Consider the following 16,338-nt stretch of genomic DNA (forward strand, 5'->3'; position numbering starts at 1 on the left):
AAAAAACCAAAGTACAAGCTAAAGGCACTTTTGGTTTTTTGTCATTATCCGTACCAATGGTTACACCGGGCTTGTATCGTAAGCTTCATTAGTGTGTGTTGATAACGAAGTAGTGTTCCCGGCACTGTTATTTTCTACGGTATCACTTTTACAGTTTTGATATATCTCTTGAAATTTGTGATAAGCAAATTTCACACCGGGTATAATCGCGTTTTTAGTCCATGCGTAAAAGATAACCATCGCCTGCCAAAATGTTGGGTCTGCATCGTAAGGTAACAAGGCTGCAACTATGGCAAGTGGGGCAAGCTTCTCCGAGAATAGTGGGCTTATCGTTTTCAGATCCCACAGTTTTACATCAATTCCCAGTACTTCTTCTATTTCATGAACACCAACGGATAGTAGGGTCAAAACCAGCATATCTTTAATCCAATCACCTGATGAACCGATAAAACCATCGCATTTTTTTGCTACCCAGTCAGTATGGCCAAATTTTTTCTCAAGTTCGGCTACCAACATAACAGTGCCTTTTAATAAATGGTAGCCAGCAATGGGGGCCGCAATGCCTGAGAGCCCACTCAGGGCTATCGTACCTATGCCCCCGGCAATATGGGTGCCTGCCAAAAAGTATGGCGTTAAGGTGACTCCGCTTAGTACACCAAGTTCACCTCCTTCCCTTGCGGTCTGAACACATACGTACTTTATGATGTTTGATAAATTGCCGTATAAATCTTCAGACTTACTTTGAAGTCTTTCATTGTATTTTTGTTCGAGAGCGGTTCTCCCGTTTCCTGGGTTGTTTGTTGCGTTTGAGCTAGAAGGTTGTTCATTAATGTTACGACCTTCTTCAACGTCATCTGAAGAGGCTGCGAATGCTTCGTTTCCTGACGGCCTCGCTGGATCTTGACTATCAGGTAACTGCTTTAAATCAGCCCCGAGCTGGATGAGCTGGTGTAGTTTATAAGCTGCCCATAGTTTGGTTATACCCTCGATTGACTTAATTAGTAACTCTGAATTGCTTCCTGAAAGTTGACTTCCCAGAATGCCTGCAACAATAGTTGATGTTGCTACCCAAGCGGTTAAAAAGGTGGCCGCAGCTGCACCACCAATCAATGCCTTGTTTTTAAGGGTTTTCTGAGCGTCAGTTAATGCGTCATTGAACGCTACTTTGAGAAATGCCACGCATTCTGTACTTTCTTTTAATGCCTGCCCGAACACTGCACTATTAAAACCAATAACCTGATTTAAACTCTCTGTAGTCGTTGTAGCGGTGGTGGTGGTGGTTTGCGCGTTGACAGTGCAAGGGATTCCCGCTGCTAAAAGAGCTTGCAATAATTTTGTATCACTACTTAGTGCCTTCGAAGACGATGATATTGAAGTGACCGGTGATTCTTGGTGCAGAGCTCTGCGCTTTGTAACCGGCAAATATTCTTTTTTAAGAGAGTCAGTGGCACTGTCTTTTAATGCGGCACTGTTTCTTTTTGTTCCACTTCGAATTTTAGAAACATCATGCCCTTTATATGTGCGGCTGTCGTCACGTAGAGGCTTTCTTGGCTCCACTTTTTCTGAAATACCTGGAGAACCAAGTGTTCCTTCTGAGCGATATGGCAGCATATTCTGTATCCTTATTTAGTGAGAAAGGAGTCTTGTATTATTCGAGTTATTCATCCTGTGCTAATAAGTAATAGATGATAATTCCCATTTATCAAATGAGAATCATTATCGTTATTATTTTTTTTCGATGACGCTACCCAACATTTCAAAAAGTAGGTTTTCAAATGTTGGGTGCTTAAAGGAGAACCCTTGAGAACTGAGGTTTTCTACTCATACACAACTGTTCGTTAAGTACCCGTCCATATGGAATCGAATATTTCTGAGTTAGAAAATATGATTTCATATGGTTGGGTACTTATGTTGGTCTGGATGATTGGGAAGAGTGACTTGCCAGTTTGATGAAAAAGTTCTTACTCTGGAAGTTGAAAGGCTTGATAATGGTAATCTTCCATCAATTGACGAACCTGCTGAAATACCATCGTGCAACATCTCAATGACCGACAGGCACAAGCCGTAAAATACATCGATACGCCCCTGCTGGTTCTGGCGGGGGCGGGCAGTGGTAAAACCAGTGTGATTACCACCAAAATTGCCTACCTGATTCAGCAGTGTGGTATCAGTGCGCGCAATATTGTGGCGGTCACTTTTACCAACAAAGCAGCCCGTGAGATGAAAGAACGTGTTGGCAAACTGGTGAAGGGGAAGGCCGCTTCCGGCTTAACCGTGTCCACTTTTCACAACCTTGGTCTGAATATCATCCGCAAAGAATGCAAGCTGCTGGGTTATAAAGCGGGCTTCTCTATTTTTGATCAGCAGGATGCCCGCTCACTCATCACTGATTTGATGCAGCGGGATGCCTCTGCCGATGACAGCGGCGTGGATCAAATTCAGAACTGTATATCCAATTGGAAGAATGATCTTATCTCTCCAAAACAGGCATTGGACAGTGCAAGACAACCCTGGGAGCAAACGGCAGCCATCGTTTATGAGCATTACAATCGAATGCTCAAAGCCTACAACTCCGTCGACTTTGATGACTTGATCATGAAGCCGGTAGAGCTATTCAGGAACAACCCTGAAGCATTGCAACGCTGGCAAGATAAAGTGCACTACATGCTGGTGGATGAGTATCAGGACACCAACGGCGCCCAATACGAATTGGTGAAAAGGTTGGTGGGCGATCGTCGTAAATTAACGGTGGTGGGGGACGATGATCAGTCCATCTATGCCTGGCGTGGTGCCAAGCCAGAAAACCTTGCACTGCTGAATGAAGATTACCCCAGCCTGAAAGTCATTAAGCTGGAACAGAATTACCGCTCTACCAGTCGTATTCTGAAAGCAGCGAATACCCTGATCGCCAACAACCCCCATGTGTTTGAGAAAACCCTGTGGAGTGAGTTAGGCATGGGCGATGAAATCCGAGTGATTAAATGCCGCAACGATGAGATGGAATGCGAGCGTATTGCCACGGAGATTCTTGCCCACCGTATTCGCTATCAAAATGGCTATAAAGACTATGCGGTTCTGTATCGTGGTAACTTCCAATCCCGTTTGTTGGAATTAAAGCTTCAACACCATGGTATTCCTTATCACATCAACGGAGGCACATCGTTCTTCGCCCGGGCAGAAGTGAAAGACATCATGTCTTACCTGCGTCTGCTCATTAATCAGGACGATGACAACGCCTTCCTGCGAGTAATTAATACACCGAAGCGGGAAATTGGCCCTTCGACGTTAGAGAAGTTGGGAAACTATGCCAACAAGCATCACATCAGCCTCTATAAGGCTTGTGAAGAGGCGGCGTTGGAAGAAGATCTTGCGCCGCAGTACGTAGAAAGACTTCGTCGTTTTACCCGTTGGATGGACGGTGTTTCGCGGCGTATTCAAACCAGCGATGATCCGATTCAGGTATTGCGGGAAATGATCGCCGATACCGATTATGAAAGTTGGTTGATGCAGCATTCATCCACACCGGTGCAGGCAGAAAAGCGCATGGCGAACGTTTGGTTTCTGGTGGATGCCCTGCAGCAAACACTGGAGCGTGGTGACGAAGATCGCACGGTTGAAGACGCGATTTCCCGCCTTATCCTTCGGGATATGCTGGAGCGCAATGAGGAAGAGGAAGATGTGGACCGTGTTCAGCTGTTAACCCTGCACGCCTCCAAAGGTCTGGAATATCCTCATGTTTATATGATGGGTATGGAAGAAGAGCTGCTCCCTCATCGCACCAGTATTGAAGAAGACAATATTGAAGAAGAGCGTCGTTTAACTTATGTGGGCATCACTCGGGCAAGAAAATCACTGACCATGACACTGGCAGGCCAGCGAAAACAGTTTGGTGAAGTGATTGATACCTTGCCCAGCCGCTTTCTGGATGAATTACCTCAGGAAGATTTGGTGTACTCCGGCTTTGATGAGTCATCCACTCAGGAAACCAAAAAGATGGCCGGTAAAATGGGATTGGATGCTCTTTATAAGTCCATCGGAGCTTAAGCTATGTCTGATAGCGATACGCCTTTTACTGTTGAAATGCAGGTGCGTGACTATGAGTGCGACCTGCAGGGAATCGTCAATAATAGCGTGTATTTCAACTATCTGGAGCATGCCCGGCACCAGTTTCTGAAGACTCGTAACTTGGATTTTGCCCAGCTGGCCGCACAGCAAATAAACCTTGTGCTGATTCGCTGCGAGATTGATTATAAATCCTCCCTGCGGCCTGGCGATGTGTTTACGGTCAGTGTTGAACCTGAGCGGATTTCCCGATTGAAAATTGGCTTCCGTCAACGTATTCATCGCAAGGTGGATAACCAGTTGATGATTGATGCTTTTGCTACCGTAACCTCGGTGAATGGCAAAGGGCGACCTTTTATGCCGGACTGCATCGAACCACTGTTCCAGGTCGAATAAATCAGAGCCGCCCAGTGTTGATTCAGAGTTAACTATTTGGGGCTATTTGAAATGAAGTGATTTGAATATAGCTACTTCGTCCGGGAATGATCAGATCTACTTCTGTGCTTCTCTCATGGCTTGTGCCAAACGAGGCACTACCTGCCTCTGCCACTCCACGTGATATGGATGGCTCATCGGAGAAGGAAATACCGTCTACAACATCATCCTTTCTGGCAGGTAAAGTGATCCCATGTAATCGGGTGATTTTTAAAGTGATAACATTCTCAGGGCTATCATAAATTGAGCCCTCTGTTGTCGATTTGCAATCGCCTTCTTCTTTTTCGTTGGGAGGATTGAAGCTAAAAACTTTTAACTCTTTATCACTAGTGCTACCAAAACGAGCACATTCATCCGCTTGTAAAAGCCAGACTTGGCTATAAGTGCCTTTATTTGGAGTTTTTACAGTAACCACTACGTATTCGTCCTCAGCGGGGGTGTATCCATCGCCTGTCAGGTCAGGTGCTTTATCAGGAGCAACGCCAGCGATAAAATTTGTTGCGCCAAGGAAGTAAGCTTCCAAATTAATAACGTTAGCCTCAGTTTCAATGTGCAACCCAGCATCTCTGGCAATGGCAAAGGCGTTACCAATGTTTTCCGTCAAGCTAATATGTTGAGACTCTGACTTATCCAAGTCCGATGTGTCAAAATCGGGTTGAGTTGAAAAGGAGGATTGTCTGACACCCATTAAGTTTGGCTCACTCTCATTTTCAAGGTGTGTATGGGTGACAAATGAGAGCTTCGCCCCATTTTGCAAATCAACCCTATGGCCCAAATTACCATTGGTACCTGCAATACTGTTTAGTTTTATGCCATTGAATTCATCCATGTTTGGTGATTGAAGTGGGATACTGTCGTCTCTATTTCCTGTTTCCGGCGAAACGAGTCTTTGCTGGGCAAACCGTTCCATAACCAAACGTATTTTATCTTCTTCGGCTTCTGATATACCCGATATCACGCTGGAGTGACACTGCTCACCTTCGGTCGAAAACATACCTAAGACGTCACCGCCAGTCATCGCACCCTGAGTACTTTGTAAGGGTGCATTGTTTGTCTCACTCAAAGTGTATGAATTTACAGGTCTATCATCAGGTGTTGAGTCAGTGTGATCATCTCCTGCCGGGTTCAGAGCATTATTGACGTTAACTGGAGTGATTGTCACTTGCCCCTTTCTTCCTTGTGCTTGGAGCTCTTCTGAATTGTAGTCAGTTGTATATGGTTGTTTTTGTGCTGTTGCTAGTGCTTCAGTAGAAACGCTTGACATGGAGGTTTCTCCTTTATTGATTGCCCGCTCTGTCTCAGACCGCGTTATTGCGGTTTAGTTCATGGGTTTGCAGATCATAAAAAGAAGTTGAATGTCGTGTACAAGATAGCTGCCGTTGCCGATTGAGATCGGCGACTTGAATCTTTGTGCATCTCACACACCATGAATAAGCTCTCTCTGGGTGATCCGTTGAGAAACAGCTTTTTCATGGGGAATCACTATCCTTTGGTATGTCAGCCTTTAGAGCAGCTTCGAGCTGAGAATTTGCGCGAGTTTCTTTACATCCGTGCCTTTCAGAAACTCAAACTGCAGCATGCCTAAACCGGAAGCCCAGACTTTGAACTCAGAATCGATATCAAAAGTGCCCGCTGTTTCTACAGAGAACGCTGAAACCTTAGAGTAGGGAAGAATAAAAAACTCGGCTTTCTTACCGCGCAGACCCTGAATGTCAATGGAGATGATACGCTTGTCGGTGAAAATCAAACGGTCTCTCACAGACTTGTATTCAATTAACACTTCTTCGCTGGGCGTGAGTAAAAAATCATAGCGTTCAGAGCCTGAGCCAACGTCTTCTTCCTGTAAGGCGACAATGGTTTTATCTTCAAATGTCATTTTCAATCCCTCGGTAGTTAATCAATTAGTCAATTAGTCGGTGCCAAAGCGGAAAACGGTTTGTTCATGATAGGTTTCGCCCGGGTTAAGCGTGGTTGATGGAAACTCCGGGTGATTAGGTGAGTCAGGAAAGTGCTGAGTTTCTAGACAAAAGCCTGCTCGCATACCGTACTGCCTGCCGCCTCTTGCCGGTTCGCCTTCCAGATAGTTGCCGGTATAAAACTGAACGCTGGGTTGTGTCGACAGCACTTCCAATGTTCGACCACTGTCTGGTTCTTCTGCCCGGGCAACAGAGTTCAAGGAATAGCCTTTGTCTCGTTCAGTCCAGATAACCCAGTTGTGATCATAACCTCTGCCCTGCTTCAGCTGAACAGTGCTTGCTTCAATATCTTGACCGATGGGCTTCATGGCCTGGAAATCCATCGGTGTATTGGTGACAGACTCCAGATCACCATACGGGATGGCTGTTTCATCGGAAGGTGTGTATTGAGCGCTATGGATTATCAGATTGTGATGCAGGCAATCATCACTGCCATTGAGATTGAAGTAGGTATGATTTGTTAAATTGACGACAGTGGTTGTATCACACTGAGCGTGGTAATCGATAATCAGCTCATTCTGATTATTCAGTGTATAGGTGACTTTTATATTCAGCTTGCCCGGATAACCTTCTTCCCCATCTTCGGATTCGTAGTAAAGTGCCAGAGAGCAGTGATTGTCTTCTATTGATGGTTCAGCTTGCCAGAGCTGAAGGTTAAAGCCTGAATGGCCACCGTGAAGATGGTTTGGCTCATTATTGCAAGCCAACTGAAAAGATTCACCGTTCAGTTCGAATTGACCGCGGGCAATGCGATTGGCGTAGCGTCCGACGATGGCACCAAAGTATGCTCCGGATCGTTCATAGTCAGCAACGGAGTCACAACCCAGTGTGACTTCGGCGACCTGTCCATCACGATCAGGCACCAGAATACTCTGGATTATGCCGCCCATGGTCAGGATGGTGACTTCCATATTCTGTTGATTACAGAGTTTGTAGGCATAAACTGCTTCACCGGAGTGGAGTGCACCAAACCGCTCTTTAACAACGTTCATCAATACAATTACTCGTTACTGATAGTCGGGAATCATGGCCGGGATCTTTTCACATTCTATATAAGGGGTGAATAGAAAGATGAAAAACAATAAAAAACGGTAAATTGTCACGCCAATTTGCTGAATACGTTGCGGCATGGAGTCTTCTGCTCTATAACTATTAGTTCTGGGGACGATTCGGATTCGACGACGGTATCGAACCCTTAGGTGCATGCCGAGGACGTAGTGGTTCTCGTTAATCAAAACACTACAAACCTTATAGTTGCCAAAACTGCAGCTAACGATAGTTCTTACGCTCTCGCAGCGTAAATCGTAGCTAAACCCTACGAGCTATCCAGTCTGTCCGGCTCGTCTGCTGGCTGGTTTCCAGACTGTCATCGCAAGCAGAATCGCCACGTTCAGCAGGTCTCTGGCTGACGGGTTAAAACTTGTGAGGATCGCGCTGCAGCACCCCGACCACTGGGTCATTGCAGTGTTAAATTAAAGGTGGATCTAAGCATGTAGAGCCGAAGGCTGAGAGCTGGCGGACGCGGGTTCAAATCCCGCCGTCTCCACCAATCAAACATAGATAAATCAAGAGGTTACGAAAGCACGATTGTACAAGGTTGGCATTAATTTGCCCGCATTCTGACCCGATATGACAGCATTTTTGACAGCCTTTTCTAACGAGGTTTTCAGGAATGCTGTTTTTCTTTGGGGGGATTTCTCCCCCGTTTCAGCTTCACTCTTCCGGCACACATCGGTGCGTTACCTGACCTCTGATTAACTGAGCATCAGGTAGCAATAGTTCACACTGAATTTGTCCTTCTGGTACAAAACTATGCTGTCCATTGCGATGGTGATATGTGCCGATCATAGGCAGGTCATTAACCACCAGCACAACCGTCGAACCACTTTTGACAGGCTTGCCTGAATCCACCAGCACGATGAATGGTGTCTGATGGTTGTTCCCCATACTTCCTGTTACCAGGTACTGTTCATAAACTGGATGCTGCATCCGTTCATTCCCCTGAATCAAATCAACCCTTTTTGGCCATTCTGCCAGAACCACAAATATTGCAACCCCGGAAATAGAAACTTTTTTGGGTGTTTTGGGACTTTTTTATGGTCTACCTTGACGGGTGTCTGACCTTTGAGCCAGACTGGCTCCCATCACCTGCGCTGCTGATAACAGTTGTTAGGTGGGAGCCACCCATCAGGACAAACGGCACTCATTGTCGGGCGTCCATGGATAAAAAACCGTAATCGGTGGGTCAAGCCGTGCCTTTGGGTTGTGCCTTCGGGTATTGCCAGAAGGCGGGAAGCAGTGGGGAGTGCTAGCAACTCTTATCAGCGTCCCGGCACCAAAACACCTATGGCTCAGGCCTGCGCCTGGGGCATGGCTCCAATATGAAACGGAGTTCTGAACCGCACTTTGCAGAAAGCTGCGGTTTTTTTCTGTCTGAAACATACGACACTTGTTTCCGTGCTGAGTGTCGCAACAGTTTTCTACGAACGGGAAAAGAAAAACCTGACCTGAATCAATGGGCAAAAAATAGTTGCGAGGTTCGCAACTATGGAAAAAAGGGTGACACAGATCAATTACAGCCAGTTGGTTTTATGAATAAGAACAATATGGGGGTGGAGTCATGAATGTATCATCCGTTTGCCGCTGCGCTGCGGGCTATACTCAGACGCAATCAATGGCAGGATCGACGAATCGCTGAAGAGGTGGGTGTGTCCAGATCAACCATTTCCCGTTGGCTCAATGGCAAACAGGAACCGAGAAACCTGCAGGAGCTGGTGGATATTGCAGAAGCCCTGCAGGTGACAACGGATGAACTTCTGGGGCTGGCCGGTCATGAGATCAGCCAGATAGTGGAATTGCTCCGGCAGTTACCGGAGGATTTGCGGCAGGTTGAGTTGTCCAGGCTTCAGAAGCTGGTGGACGATTATCGGAGGACGTAAAGCGGTTTACACCGCTGGGCGTTTAACCCCTTCCGGCCATTGTGGGCGCCATGATGGATCGGGGAAGTTTGCCGACAGGCTTCGGGCTGGGTTTCTGAGCTTTTCCCGATACTCCATGATTTTTATCCTGCCTTCATCCGTCACTGGGAAGTCAGGTGTTAATGCTCGGTCGGATCTGGCCAGTTCACTCATGGCCCATTGGCGTTCGATTTCTACTTTGAAAGTGTGTTCTGCTTCTGCATCGTGAATCCATTGATTGCTGGCTTCATCCCAGTTGCAGAATTCATCTTCCGGTTTCAGTTCGGTATGGGTGTCTGGAATAGGGCCGATGGTTTCTATTTTCAGTTCTGACTTATCAGCCTTTGAATAGACGGTTTTGTTTCGGTGGTCTTCTTCCAGTGTCCAGTTGTCGATATCGGGTTGATACACTGCCACCATGCAATCATCCGCGGATAGTGGTTTTCGGGCTGTGCTGTTTGGTGGAATCAGATATTCGCCAGGTCGTGCCGGGTTTTTCTGGCAGGGGACTGGGTGAAGATATTCAAAGGTTTCAGGGTCGTAGTGATAATGTTCCATTTAAAAGACTCCGTGGTAGACACAAACTAATTCTGTTAATGATTTCGGGCGGTTTTCTGATGCTGTTGGAACCACCCTTGATGCATCAAAAACAAAACCTCTACCACCTGCGCCGGATCCACTACCAACACGATTACTTCCTTCTATTCCAGTAATTGCCCCAGTTGCAGAGCCTGCATAAATAGAGTTGTAATAATTATCAATTCTAGCTTTTATATTTCGAATTGCATCCTCTTGAAAACTACCAACAGCTCTGCTCGACGAACCTTTACCACGCCCAAAATACGCAGCATCAGCAAGAATCAAATCATTCCCATCTATAGTGATAAATCTACACCCTGAATCAATCAAAGGCTTATAGGCTGGTTCAACAGCCCCACCAACAATTCTTGAACCATCCAGAGCAAAGAAACCCGGTAAGCCGTCGGCAGGCATTTCGAAAGAGAATCGACATAGCTCCCCGACATAAATAGGACGCAGCCCCAAATTTCGAAGAGTCTTCAAATTATTCGGAACTTTTAAACCACCATCATCCTCAAAAACAAACTCCTTCCGCCCTGACCAACCACCCTGCAAATTCGACCTGATAACCACTTCATTATCAGACGACAAATGCAAAACTTCAGACGTCATAGTGACATTCTGAACCGTCAGGTTGCGAGCTTCACCCGAACCAATCACCACCGCTTCATCAGCACCAAAGCTGATAGCACCATTAGCCGTATGCCGATAAAGCACCGTCTTGTTATCCAGCGTGATGATATTGCCCGTATTCGGCGTGTAATTAATACCGCCAGCCAGATTACCACCCGCAGCAGGAAACGCATCATCGGCAATATTCTTGGCACTGCCAGCCAACCCATAAGCCGAGTCAGCCCGATCCATGGCCGTTTTTACCGAATTAGGCGCTGCTGCCATTACAGTACTGGCACTGGTGACACTATCCAGAATCTGGACAACACCCGGCGCATTCAACGTAGCAACGGGCAAATCATCCGCACCGTGGCTGTGCACATTTGAGGCATAGCCAGAAGGTGGCAAACCGCCCAACTTGGCAGAGTCTGCAGCTTCTTCCGTCTTACCCAGCTTGCCCGATTGCAAATCAGCAATGGCCTGATCGGTTTCCGCTTTGTTGGATTTGTTGTTTTTGATGTTCTCAAAGTTATCATTCAACTTTGCCCGGGTCGGTGCACCGGGCAAGTTATCCAGATGATAATCATAATTGTCAGCCATTCTGTCTCTCTCCGTAGCTGATCGCCAACCAGTTACAGGAACGGGCTACCCCTGCATTGCTACTGTTGAACCAGCGAATATTGAAACCGTCGTGGGTTGAATTGGTAATGCGGTAGGTATCGCCGGGCTCCATATCCAAACCGGTGATAAATAGCTCAGCTTCATCCATAAAGGCTGTGGCGTAAGTGATCCGACCACCCGCTGCAGGGATGGGAACGTTCTTCTGCTGCTCCTGTCGATCCGGCACATCGGCCAGCAGTTTCAGCCGTGAGATAGTGCCGACGGCAATATCACTGTTGGACAGCAGTCGTACCTGTAACCGGAATGCCCTTGCCCGGAACTCACCCAACACAAACTGTGTCCACTCGCTCCACTGGGCAGAACTGCTGGAAGGATCGTCATCGGTTCGGCTGACAAAGTACTGCAGGGTGGTATCACCGGGCTTGGCACCGTCGAACTGTGCCCAGGTATCGATAGGGTCAAGACGATCATCGATAAAGTCCTGCTCATACACCGAACCATAGGCGTCCATTTGCAGCCGGATGGTAAAGACGCCGCCGAGATCCAGCGGTTGCTCCATGGTGTACGAAGGTGGCTGTGTATTGCTGCTGTTGTTCTGCAGGTTCAGCACAGAGCCGGTAATGGTGGCTTTGTTTTTATCGCCGAGCCATGTGGTGGGCTCTTCTCTGGTCAAAATCCGGTTATAGCCAATGGAGGCCGCCATATTGCTGACCACTGCCGCCGCATTTTCAGACCATAAGCCCTGACTATTGACCGCTTTTACCAGGTAGGTGCCGTTCATTAACTGCACCTGCACCGATGTGGTGTTACCGGTCAAACGGTCAGTGATGGGTGAAGCGTTTTCCCATGTAGCGGTGATGCCAACTCTTTCGGTGAAACGCACCTGCACAAAACCGGCACCATAAATATCATCAGCGGGTTTTGACCAACTCAGGATGGCCTGTTTATCCAGAGCCCGGAGCTGGAAGTCGGCAATATCACCGGGTGCCAGTTCATAACCGAAGCTGATGGACGCCCAATCACTGAGCTGATTATTCCAGCGAGCTCTTACCCTGAATTGATAGGTGCCCGGTAATAACAGCGGCAACGGCTCACTGGTGGAATAGCTGGGTGATGCGTAGATTCGCACACCATCCGACAGAACTTCTACATCAAAGGTTTGCGGCCTTCCGTCGGAGGTTGCCCACGTCAATGTGCCAGTACTGCCCGGGCTGGCATTGCTGGTGTCAAACTGCAGTTTGGTGGGCGTGGGAATACTGCTGATCAGCTGTGAGGTGTTCGACCAGTCCGACACAATACCACCGGCACGGGCACGCACGGCAATGTTATAGAGACCGGGCTTTAACCAATCCAGCCAGATTAACCGCTCGGTGGTGGTGCTGTTCCATAAAACCGTTGAACGGCTGTTGTCGGATACGGAAATCTCCCAACTCTGCCCAGCACCGCCCCAGGTGATAAAGCCCCAACGATCAAACGATGGGTCAATGGTAAAGGTCAGGTTGGTGGGTTGGTCTGCTGCGAATACTTCAAACTCTGTTTGCAACCATGCGGATTTATCGCCAAAGGGTGGAATCGCCCTCATGCGCGCCTGATGGACACCGGCATTGAGTGACGATAACCGGCAGCTCGGAGTAGTGCCACGGCCAGCCGCTAACCAATCGGTGCCTGTGGTTTTGGTTTCTGTCTCATAGACCACCGATTCAGCGGGGAAGCTGCCAGCACCTAACACTTCGGCAACAATCAAAGCAGAAGCCGGGTATACGGAGTTATCTACGTTGGCGGCAATGCCAACCAGGCTGACTTCCGGTGTATTCAGGTTAAAGGGCTGAATCACCGCTTCGGATTTCACATCAAACCGGTTAATAGCAATGATGGTGATTCGATAGTTACCGGAGTTCTGACGAATCACGCTCAGTTGTGGGCCGATGGTGGTTCCTGAATATTTTTCAATCCACTGACCATCGACTTCTTTCTCAGTGACCACTTCATATTGGAAGATGCTGCCCGGGTTGGAATGTTCCCAGGTCACGTTAACCTGCCACTCTCCATCGACTTCCAATTCATTAAAGCGAACATTGAATACCGGATCCACAAAGCTCGGGTCTGGCAGATTCACATCAGGGGGTAACACTGGCACACGGCCTAAAACATCGGTCCACACTTCAGGCGCATCAGCACGAAGGGTCAGAGTAACACCGCGCTCAGGGTCTAACTCCCAGCCTTCCACCACACATTCCCGATGATCGTAGCCAATGGTCGGCATGTGCAGTTTAATATTTCTGCCTAAGTGACACTCAAACGCCCGCCAGTTGCAGGGAACGGTAATCACCGGCAACCGTGCCCGCGCCAAATCGTTAGCTGCCAACCGCTGGCACTGGTAAGGCGAATGCACAAATTCAAGGTCTAAATCCTTGATCAGCTCTTCGCCATCGTCGGCAATCATGGATTCGGAATAGACCTGTGGAAAATCCACTTCCTGAAACTTGCCATCAGGCCAAACGTGTTTGCCCTTGCAGGTGTTAATCAGTGAACGTCTATCCGGCTGAGGCTTGACGGTGACATTGCCGATGATGTCGTCTTCAGTCAGCACAAAATCGGCGGGGCCATTGTAAGCGCCTACCTGAAAGCCGAACTTACCGTAGAGATACGTCAGCTTTCCCGCAGCAGAAACCTTCATTTTATCGATGACCTGTTTATGGGGTTCATCGAAGTTAAACGCACCGTTGGCGGTGTAGCGGGGTTCGGTGCCGCCGTTGCCAGTGGCTACGGTCTCAGCACAGATCGGGCGGGCGATATTGAAAGAGTCCAAATCAATCTCGTCATCGGCTGCACCGAAATGGTGTTGCAGGTAATTCAATACCGCATCGGAGGACAGGGACTCATCATCATTAGAGTCCAACTCAAAGACAAAGTTCGGCACCCCGGAGGGGAACAGCTTGTTATCGTACTTCAAGCGGATATGAGCAAAGCAGATGCCTTTGCCGATCATATCGTTGCGCCAGCTTTTCAGGCCGGTAAGCTCGCTGCCCAGATCACTGATTTTGGTTTGAGAGCCATCGTATACCCGTACATAGACTTTCCCACTGTGACTGCTGCCCAATGGTATTTCTTTGTCGTCCATAAAGACTTTTTTGACAGACTTCACCACCGGCACACCAGCGGGCTGGGTATGGCCTGCCAGTGTCAGGGCTAAATGGAGTTCATCCCCTTTACCATCATCAGAACTTTTGTTTTTGCGCTCTTCAGCAAACGACAGCACACCCGACACCTGAGTTCTGCCCTGAATGCCTACCATGGGGGACGCAGCGGAACGAATCACCTGTTTACGGTCAGAAGGTGAGGTGCCAGTACCGGGCATTTTCGGTTTATTGAGCAAGGCGGTAGCAGCAAGGGCAACGGCAGAGATTGCCAGTGCCGTCGTCACCGCCATCACACCCGCAGCAGCAGCGACACCTGCACCCACCGCAGCAACGACAGCAATAGCAGGAGGCATCAGGCAACCCTCCACGCTTGCACAGCTTGCGACCGTGGCAGGGTAATCAGGCCTTCTTTAGAGACAATCCACAGCTTTGCACCAAAGCAGATAGACACCGCCGGTTCATTCTCCACCAGTACCAGAGCCACATCACCACGCCCCATGTCGTTCACGGGGATTTCATCAAAGTGTTGTGACCAGGCACCGGCAACGGTTCCATCAGCCTGTTTTTTTAACGCCCGATACGCGCCGAGTTCGGTTTTGTAACTGCCACGGTAGGCGCTGGCGTAATCAGTGCCGGTAATACACTCCACCGCATCGGCTACAAACAGACAGCAGTCGTTCTTTCCCCATTCAAAGGGCTCGGCTTTTCTTGACTCGATAAAATGCGCCAGCAACGTCGGCCAGTTGTTCTTTTTCATAGAATGCTTTTACTGAAAGATCAGACAGAGTCTTTGAGGGGAATGGAGGACTTTTCAGAACCCCAATAAATTGGGTATTCAGCCATAGCCGGCATGTAGATAAAGATACGATCGCCCGGGTGTCGGCTGTTCTGGCTTTCGTCGGTGTAACGGTCTGGTCTTGCTTTGTCCCAGTCTTCCAAACGGTTGGAAACGGTCAAGGTGATCTGGTTGTTTTCACCCACGGTCACACCACCATCGGAAATCGAGCCACGCCAAATCATCTGACTGGCTTTGATGCGCCAGTCATCATCCAGCACCGCCAGCCAGAGTTTTACCGGTTGACCAACATAGCGGGCTTCCAGTGCTTCACCTCTGACTGAATCATCAAAGGAGGAAAGCGTCAGGTTTAACCGGTCGGGACGGTCGCCGCTTTCCTGTCGGATCACGGATACTTTGCCAATGTCGCCCAGTCCTAAAAACTTCTGACCTTCAAAGATGATTTCACCCAAACCGGAATGCACACGGGTAGTCCCGTTTTTAAAAGCGATTTCCAGCAGCATCAGCGGGGTGACACTGTCTTGTGTCAGGGCGAGTCGTAGAGCTGAATCCATCATCTATAAATATCCTCCACCAGCTTGATGGTGATGGAGCCATAAAGCGGTACCCGTTTGGTCTGCACCTGTTTGTCGTCGGCCAGTCGCATCACGGCATAGGTGTTACGGGTGATGACGGTGTCACCATCGGCGGGGGATTTTCTCAGGTTGGGCTCAAAGCGGAGTGTGGTTTTTCCTTCTGAATCCGCATTGGCATCCGCCACCAGCCGTTTAAGCTCATCGTTGATGGTGATGTAATCGCCCACCATTAAAAAGTTCTGGTTCGGTGTGCAGCCACGAATGTTGAGCACACCACCATACTGACCCGCACCATCAATCACCGGCGTACCTTGTGCTAACCCTCTCGGTTCTGCATTGGCCTGATCACCAATTCGGAAACGACCAGCCGCGCCGCGCAGTTGGAGCAGGAACACTTCCAGATCCCGCAGTTCATCCCGATCAAGATTGTTTAACGTCAAAGACGCATTCCAGTGACAGGCAGGAAAAGGACTGGTCTGGCTGGTGCCGGTAAACGGGCTTTTGAATTGCCGGGTGGTGTAGATGGCGTAGAACTGTTGCTGTTTCGGTTTGAGGTCAGCCGGCCACTTTAGGATTGCCATTAAA

14 protein-coding genes and 1 other RNA gene are annotated in these 16,338 nt (G+C 48.5%); 4 read left to right on the forward strand and 11 right to left on the reverse strand.

From position 1 onward, the window contains the following. Positions 1 to 60: 60 nt before the first annotated feature. The gene (locus tag Q1B11_RS14175; RefSeq protein ID WP_299733814.1) at positions 61 to 1,611 is read right to left on the reverse strand and encodes a hypothetical protein; all 1,551 of its coding nucleotides are present in this window, start codon (positions 1,609 to 1,611) and stop codon (positions 61 to 63) included. Positions 1,612 to 2,031: 420 nt separating this feature from the next. Here Q1B11_RS14175 and rep point away from each other — a divergent pair, with 420 nt between their 5' ends. Together rep and Q1B11_RS14185 are read left to right on the forward strand one after the other, a co-directional pair. Next, on the forward strand, positions 2,032 to 4,044 hold the full coding sequence (gene rep, locus Q1B11_RS14180) for a DNA helicase Rep (RefSeq protein WP_299733816.1): 2,013 nt from the start codon (positions 2,032 to 2,034) through the stop codon (positions 4,042 to 4,044). A 3-nt stretch (positions 4,045 to 4,047) separates the two neighbouring features. After that, a complete protein-coding gene (locus tag Q1B11_RS14185; protein ID WP_299733818.1) occupies positions 4,048 to 4,458 on the forward strand; it encodes an acyl-CoA thioesterase in 411 nt (136 codons plus the stop codon). A gap of 28 nt (positions 4,459 to 4,486) precedes the next feature. Here the strand turns inward: Q1B11_RS14185 and Q1B11_RS14190 are convergent, their stop codons facing one another. The 3 genes from Q1B11_RS14190 to Q1B11_RS14200 form a co-directional block, all read right to left on the reverse strand. Further along, positions 4,487 to 5,761, reverse strand: a complete 1,275-nt coding sequence (locus tag Q1B11_RS14190) for a hypothetical protein (RefSeq protein WP_299733820.1) — start codon at positions 5,759 to 5,761, stop codon at positions 4,487 to 4,489. Between the two features lie 240 nt (positions 5,762 to 6,001). Then, complete coding sequence (locus Q1B11_RS14195; RefSeq protein ID WP_067514942.1) at positions 6,002 to 6,373, reverse strand: PH domain-containing protein; 372 nt, start codon at positions 6,371 to 6,373, stop codon at positions 6,002 to 6,004. A 33-nt stretch (positions 6,374 to 6,406) separates the two neighbouring features. Beyond that, positions 6,407 to 7,465: an aldose epimerase family protein gene (locus tag Q1B11_RS14200; RefSeq protein WP_299733823.1), complete on the reverse strand. Its 1,059-nt coding sequence runs from the start codon at positions 7,463 to 7,465 to the stop codon at positions 6,407 to 6,409. Between the two features lie 168 nt (positions 7,466 to 7,633). Between Q1B11_RS14200 and ssrA the strand changes: the two genes are divergently transcribed. Beyond that, positions 7,634 to 8,022: a transfer-messenger RNA gene (ssrA, locus tag Q1B11_RS14205) on the forward strand. A gap of 164 nt (positions 8,023 to 8,186) precedes the next feature. On the opposite strand, the gene Q1B11_RS14210 is transcribed toward ssrA, so the two are convergent. After that, the gene (locus Q1B11_RS14210) at positions 8,187 to 8,462 is read right to left on the reverse strand and encodes a hypothetical protein (protein WP_299733825.1); all 276 of its coding nucleotides are present in this window, start codon (positions 8,460 to 8,462) and stop codon (positions 8,187 to 8,189) included. A 635-nt stretch (positions 8,463 to 9,097) separates the two neighbouring features. Here Q1B11_RS14210 and Q1B11_RS14215 point away from each other — a divergent pair. Next, a complete protein-coding gene (locus tag Q1B11_RS14215) occupies positions 9,098 to 9,412 on the forward strand; it encodes a helix-turn-helix transcriptional regulator (protein ID WP_299733827.1) in 315 nt (104 codons plus the stop codon). Between the two features lie 6 nt (positions 9,413 to 9,418). Here Q1B11_RS14215 and Q1B11_RS14220 read toward each other — a convergent pair whose 3' ends face one another. The 6 genes from Q1B11_RS14220 to Q1B11_RS14245 are packed head-to-tail and all read right to left on the reverse strand — an operon-like array spanning position 9,419 to position 16,334. After that, a complete protein-coding gene (locus Q1B11_RS14220) occupies positions 9,419 to 9,988 on the reverse strand; it encodes a hypothetical protein (RefSeq protein WP_299733829.1) in 570 nt (189 codons plus the stop codon). After that, positions 9,989 to 11,221 (reverse strand): phage tail protein, encoded by a 1,233-nt coding sequence (locus Q1B11_RS14225; RefSeq protein ID WP_299733831.1) that lies wholly within the window; start codon positions 11,219 to 11,221, stop codon positions 9,989 to 9,991. Next, a complete protein-coding gene (locus Q1B11_RS14230; RefSeq protein ID WP_299733833.1) occupies positions 11,214 to 14,735 on the reverse strand; it encodes a hypothetical protein in 3,522 nt (1,173 codons plus the stop codon). Before Q1B11_RS14230 ends, Q1B11_RS14225 begins: the two co-directional genes overlap by 8 nt. After that, positions 14,735 to 15,139, reverse strand: coding sequence for a hypothetical protein (locus Q1B11_RS14235; RefSeq protein WP_299733835.1), 405 nt, complete (start codon positions 15,137 to 15,139; stop codon positions 14,735 to 14,737). The genes Q1B11_RS14230 and Q1B11_RS14235 overlap by 1 nt, the downstream gene beginning before the upstream one ends. 20 nt (positions 15,140 to 15,159) lie before the next feature. Continuing rightward, entirely contained in the window at positions 15,160 to 15,735 is a 576-nt protein-coding gene (locus tag Q1B11_RS14240) for a hypothetical protein (protein ID WP_299733837.1), read from the reverse strand. Beyond that, a complete protein-coding gene (locus Q1B11_RS14245; protein WP_299733838.1) occupies positions 15,732 to 16,334 on the reverse strand; it encodes a hypothetical protein in 603 nt (200 codons plus the stop codon). Before Q1B11_RS14245 ends, Q1B11_RS14240 begins: the two co-directional genes overlap by 4 nt. Positions 16,335 to 16,338 lie beyond the last annotated feature (4 nt).

It is taken from the genome of uncultured Endozoicomonas sp., assembly GCF_947495845.1.
GTDB lineage: Bacteria > Pseudomonadota > Gammaproteobacteria > Pseudomonadales > Endozoicomonadaceae > Endozoicomonas.

Coding starts and splice junctions, on each gene's coding strand:
- Q1B11_RS14175 (WP_299733814.1), bottom strand. CDS start 1,611: ATGCTGCCATATCGCTCAGAAGGAACACTTGGTTCTCCAGGTATTTCA.
- Q1B11_RS14185 (WP_299733818.1), top strand. CDS start 4,048: ATGTCTGATAGCGATACGCCTTTTACTGTTGAAATGCAGGTGCGTGAC.
- Q1B11_RS14190 (WP_299733820.1), bottom strand. CDS start 5,761: ATGTCAAGCGTTTCTACTGAAGCACTAGCAACAGCACAAAAACAACCA.
- Q1B11_RS14195 (WP_067514942.1), bottom strand. CDS start 6,373: ATGACATTTGAAGATAAAACCATTGTCGCCTTACAGGAAGAAGACGTT.
- Q1B11_RS14200 (WP_299733823.1), bottom strand. CDS start 7,465: ATGAACGTTGTTAAAGAGCGGTTTGGTGCACTCCACTCCGGTGAAGCA.
- Q1B11_RS14210 (WP_299733825.1), bottom strand. CDS start 8,462: ATGCAGCATCCAGTTTATGAACAGTACCTGGTAACAGGAAGTATGGGG.
- Q1B11_RS14215 (WP_299733827.1), top strand. CDS start 9,098: ATGTATCATCCGTTTGCCGCTGCGCTGCGGGCTATACTCAGACGCAAT.
- Q1B11_RS14220 (WP_299733829.1), bottom strand. CDS start 9,988: ATGGAACATTATCACTACGACCCTGAAACCTTTGAATATCTTCACCCA.
- Q1B11_RS14225 (WP_299733831.1), bottom strand. CDS start 11,221: ATGGCTGACAATTATGATTATCATCTGGATAACTTGCCCGGTGCACCG.
- Q1B11_RS14230 (WP_299733833.1), bottom strand. CDS start 14,735: ATGCCTCCTGCTATTGCTGTCGTTGCTGCGGTGGGTGCAGGTGTCGCT.
- Q1B11_RS14235 (WP_299733835.1), bottom strand. CDS start 15,139: ATGAAAAAGAACAACTGGCCGACGTTGCTGGCGCATTTTATCGAGTCA.
- Q1B11_RS14240 (WP_299733837.1), bottom strand. CDS start 15,735: ATGATGGATTCAGCTCTACGACTCGCCCTGACACAAGACAGTGTCACC.
- Q1B11_RS14245 (WP_299733838.1), bottom strand. CDS start 16,334: ATGGCAATCCTAAAGTGGCCGGCTGACCTCAAACCGAAACAGCAACAG.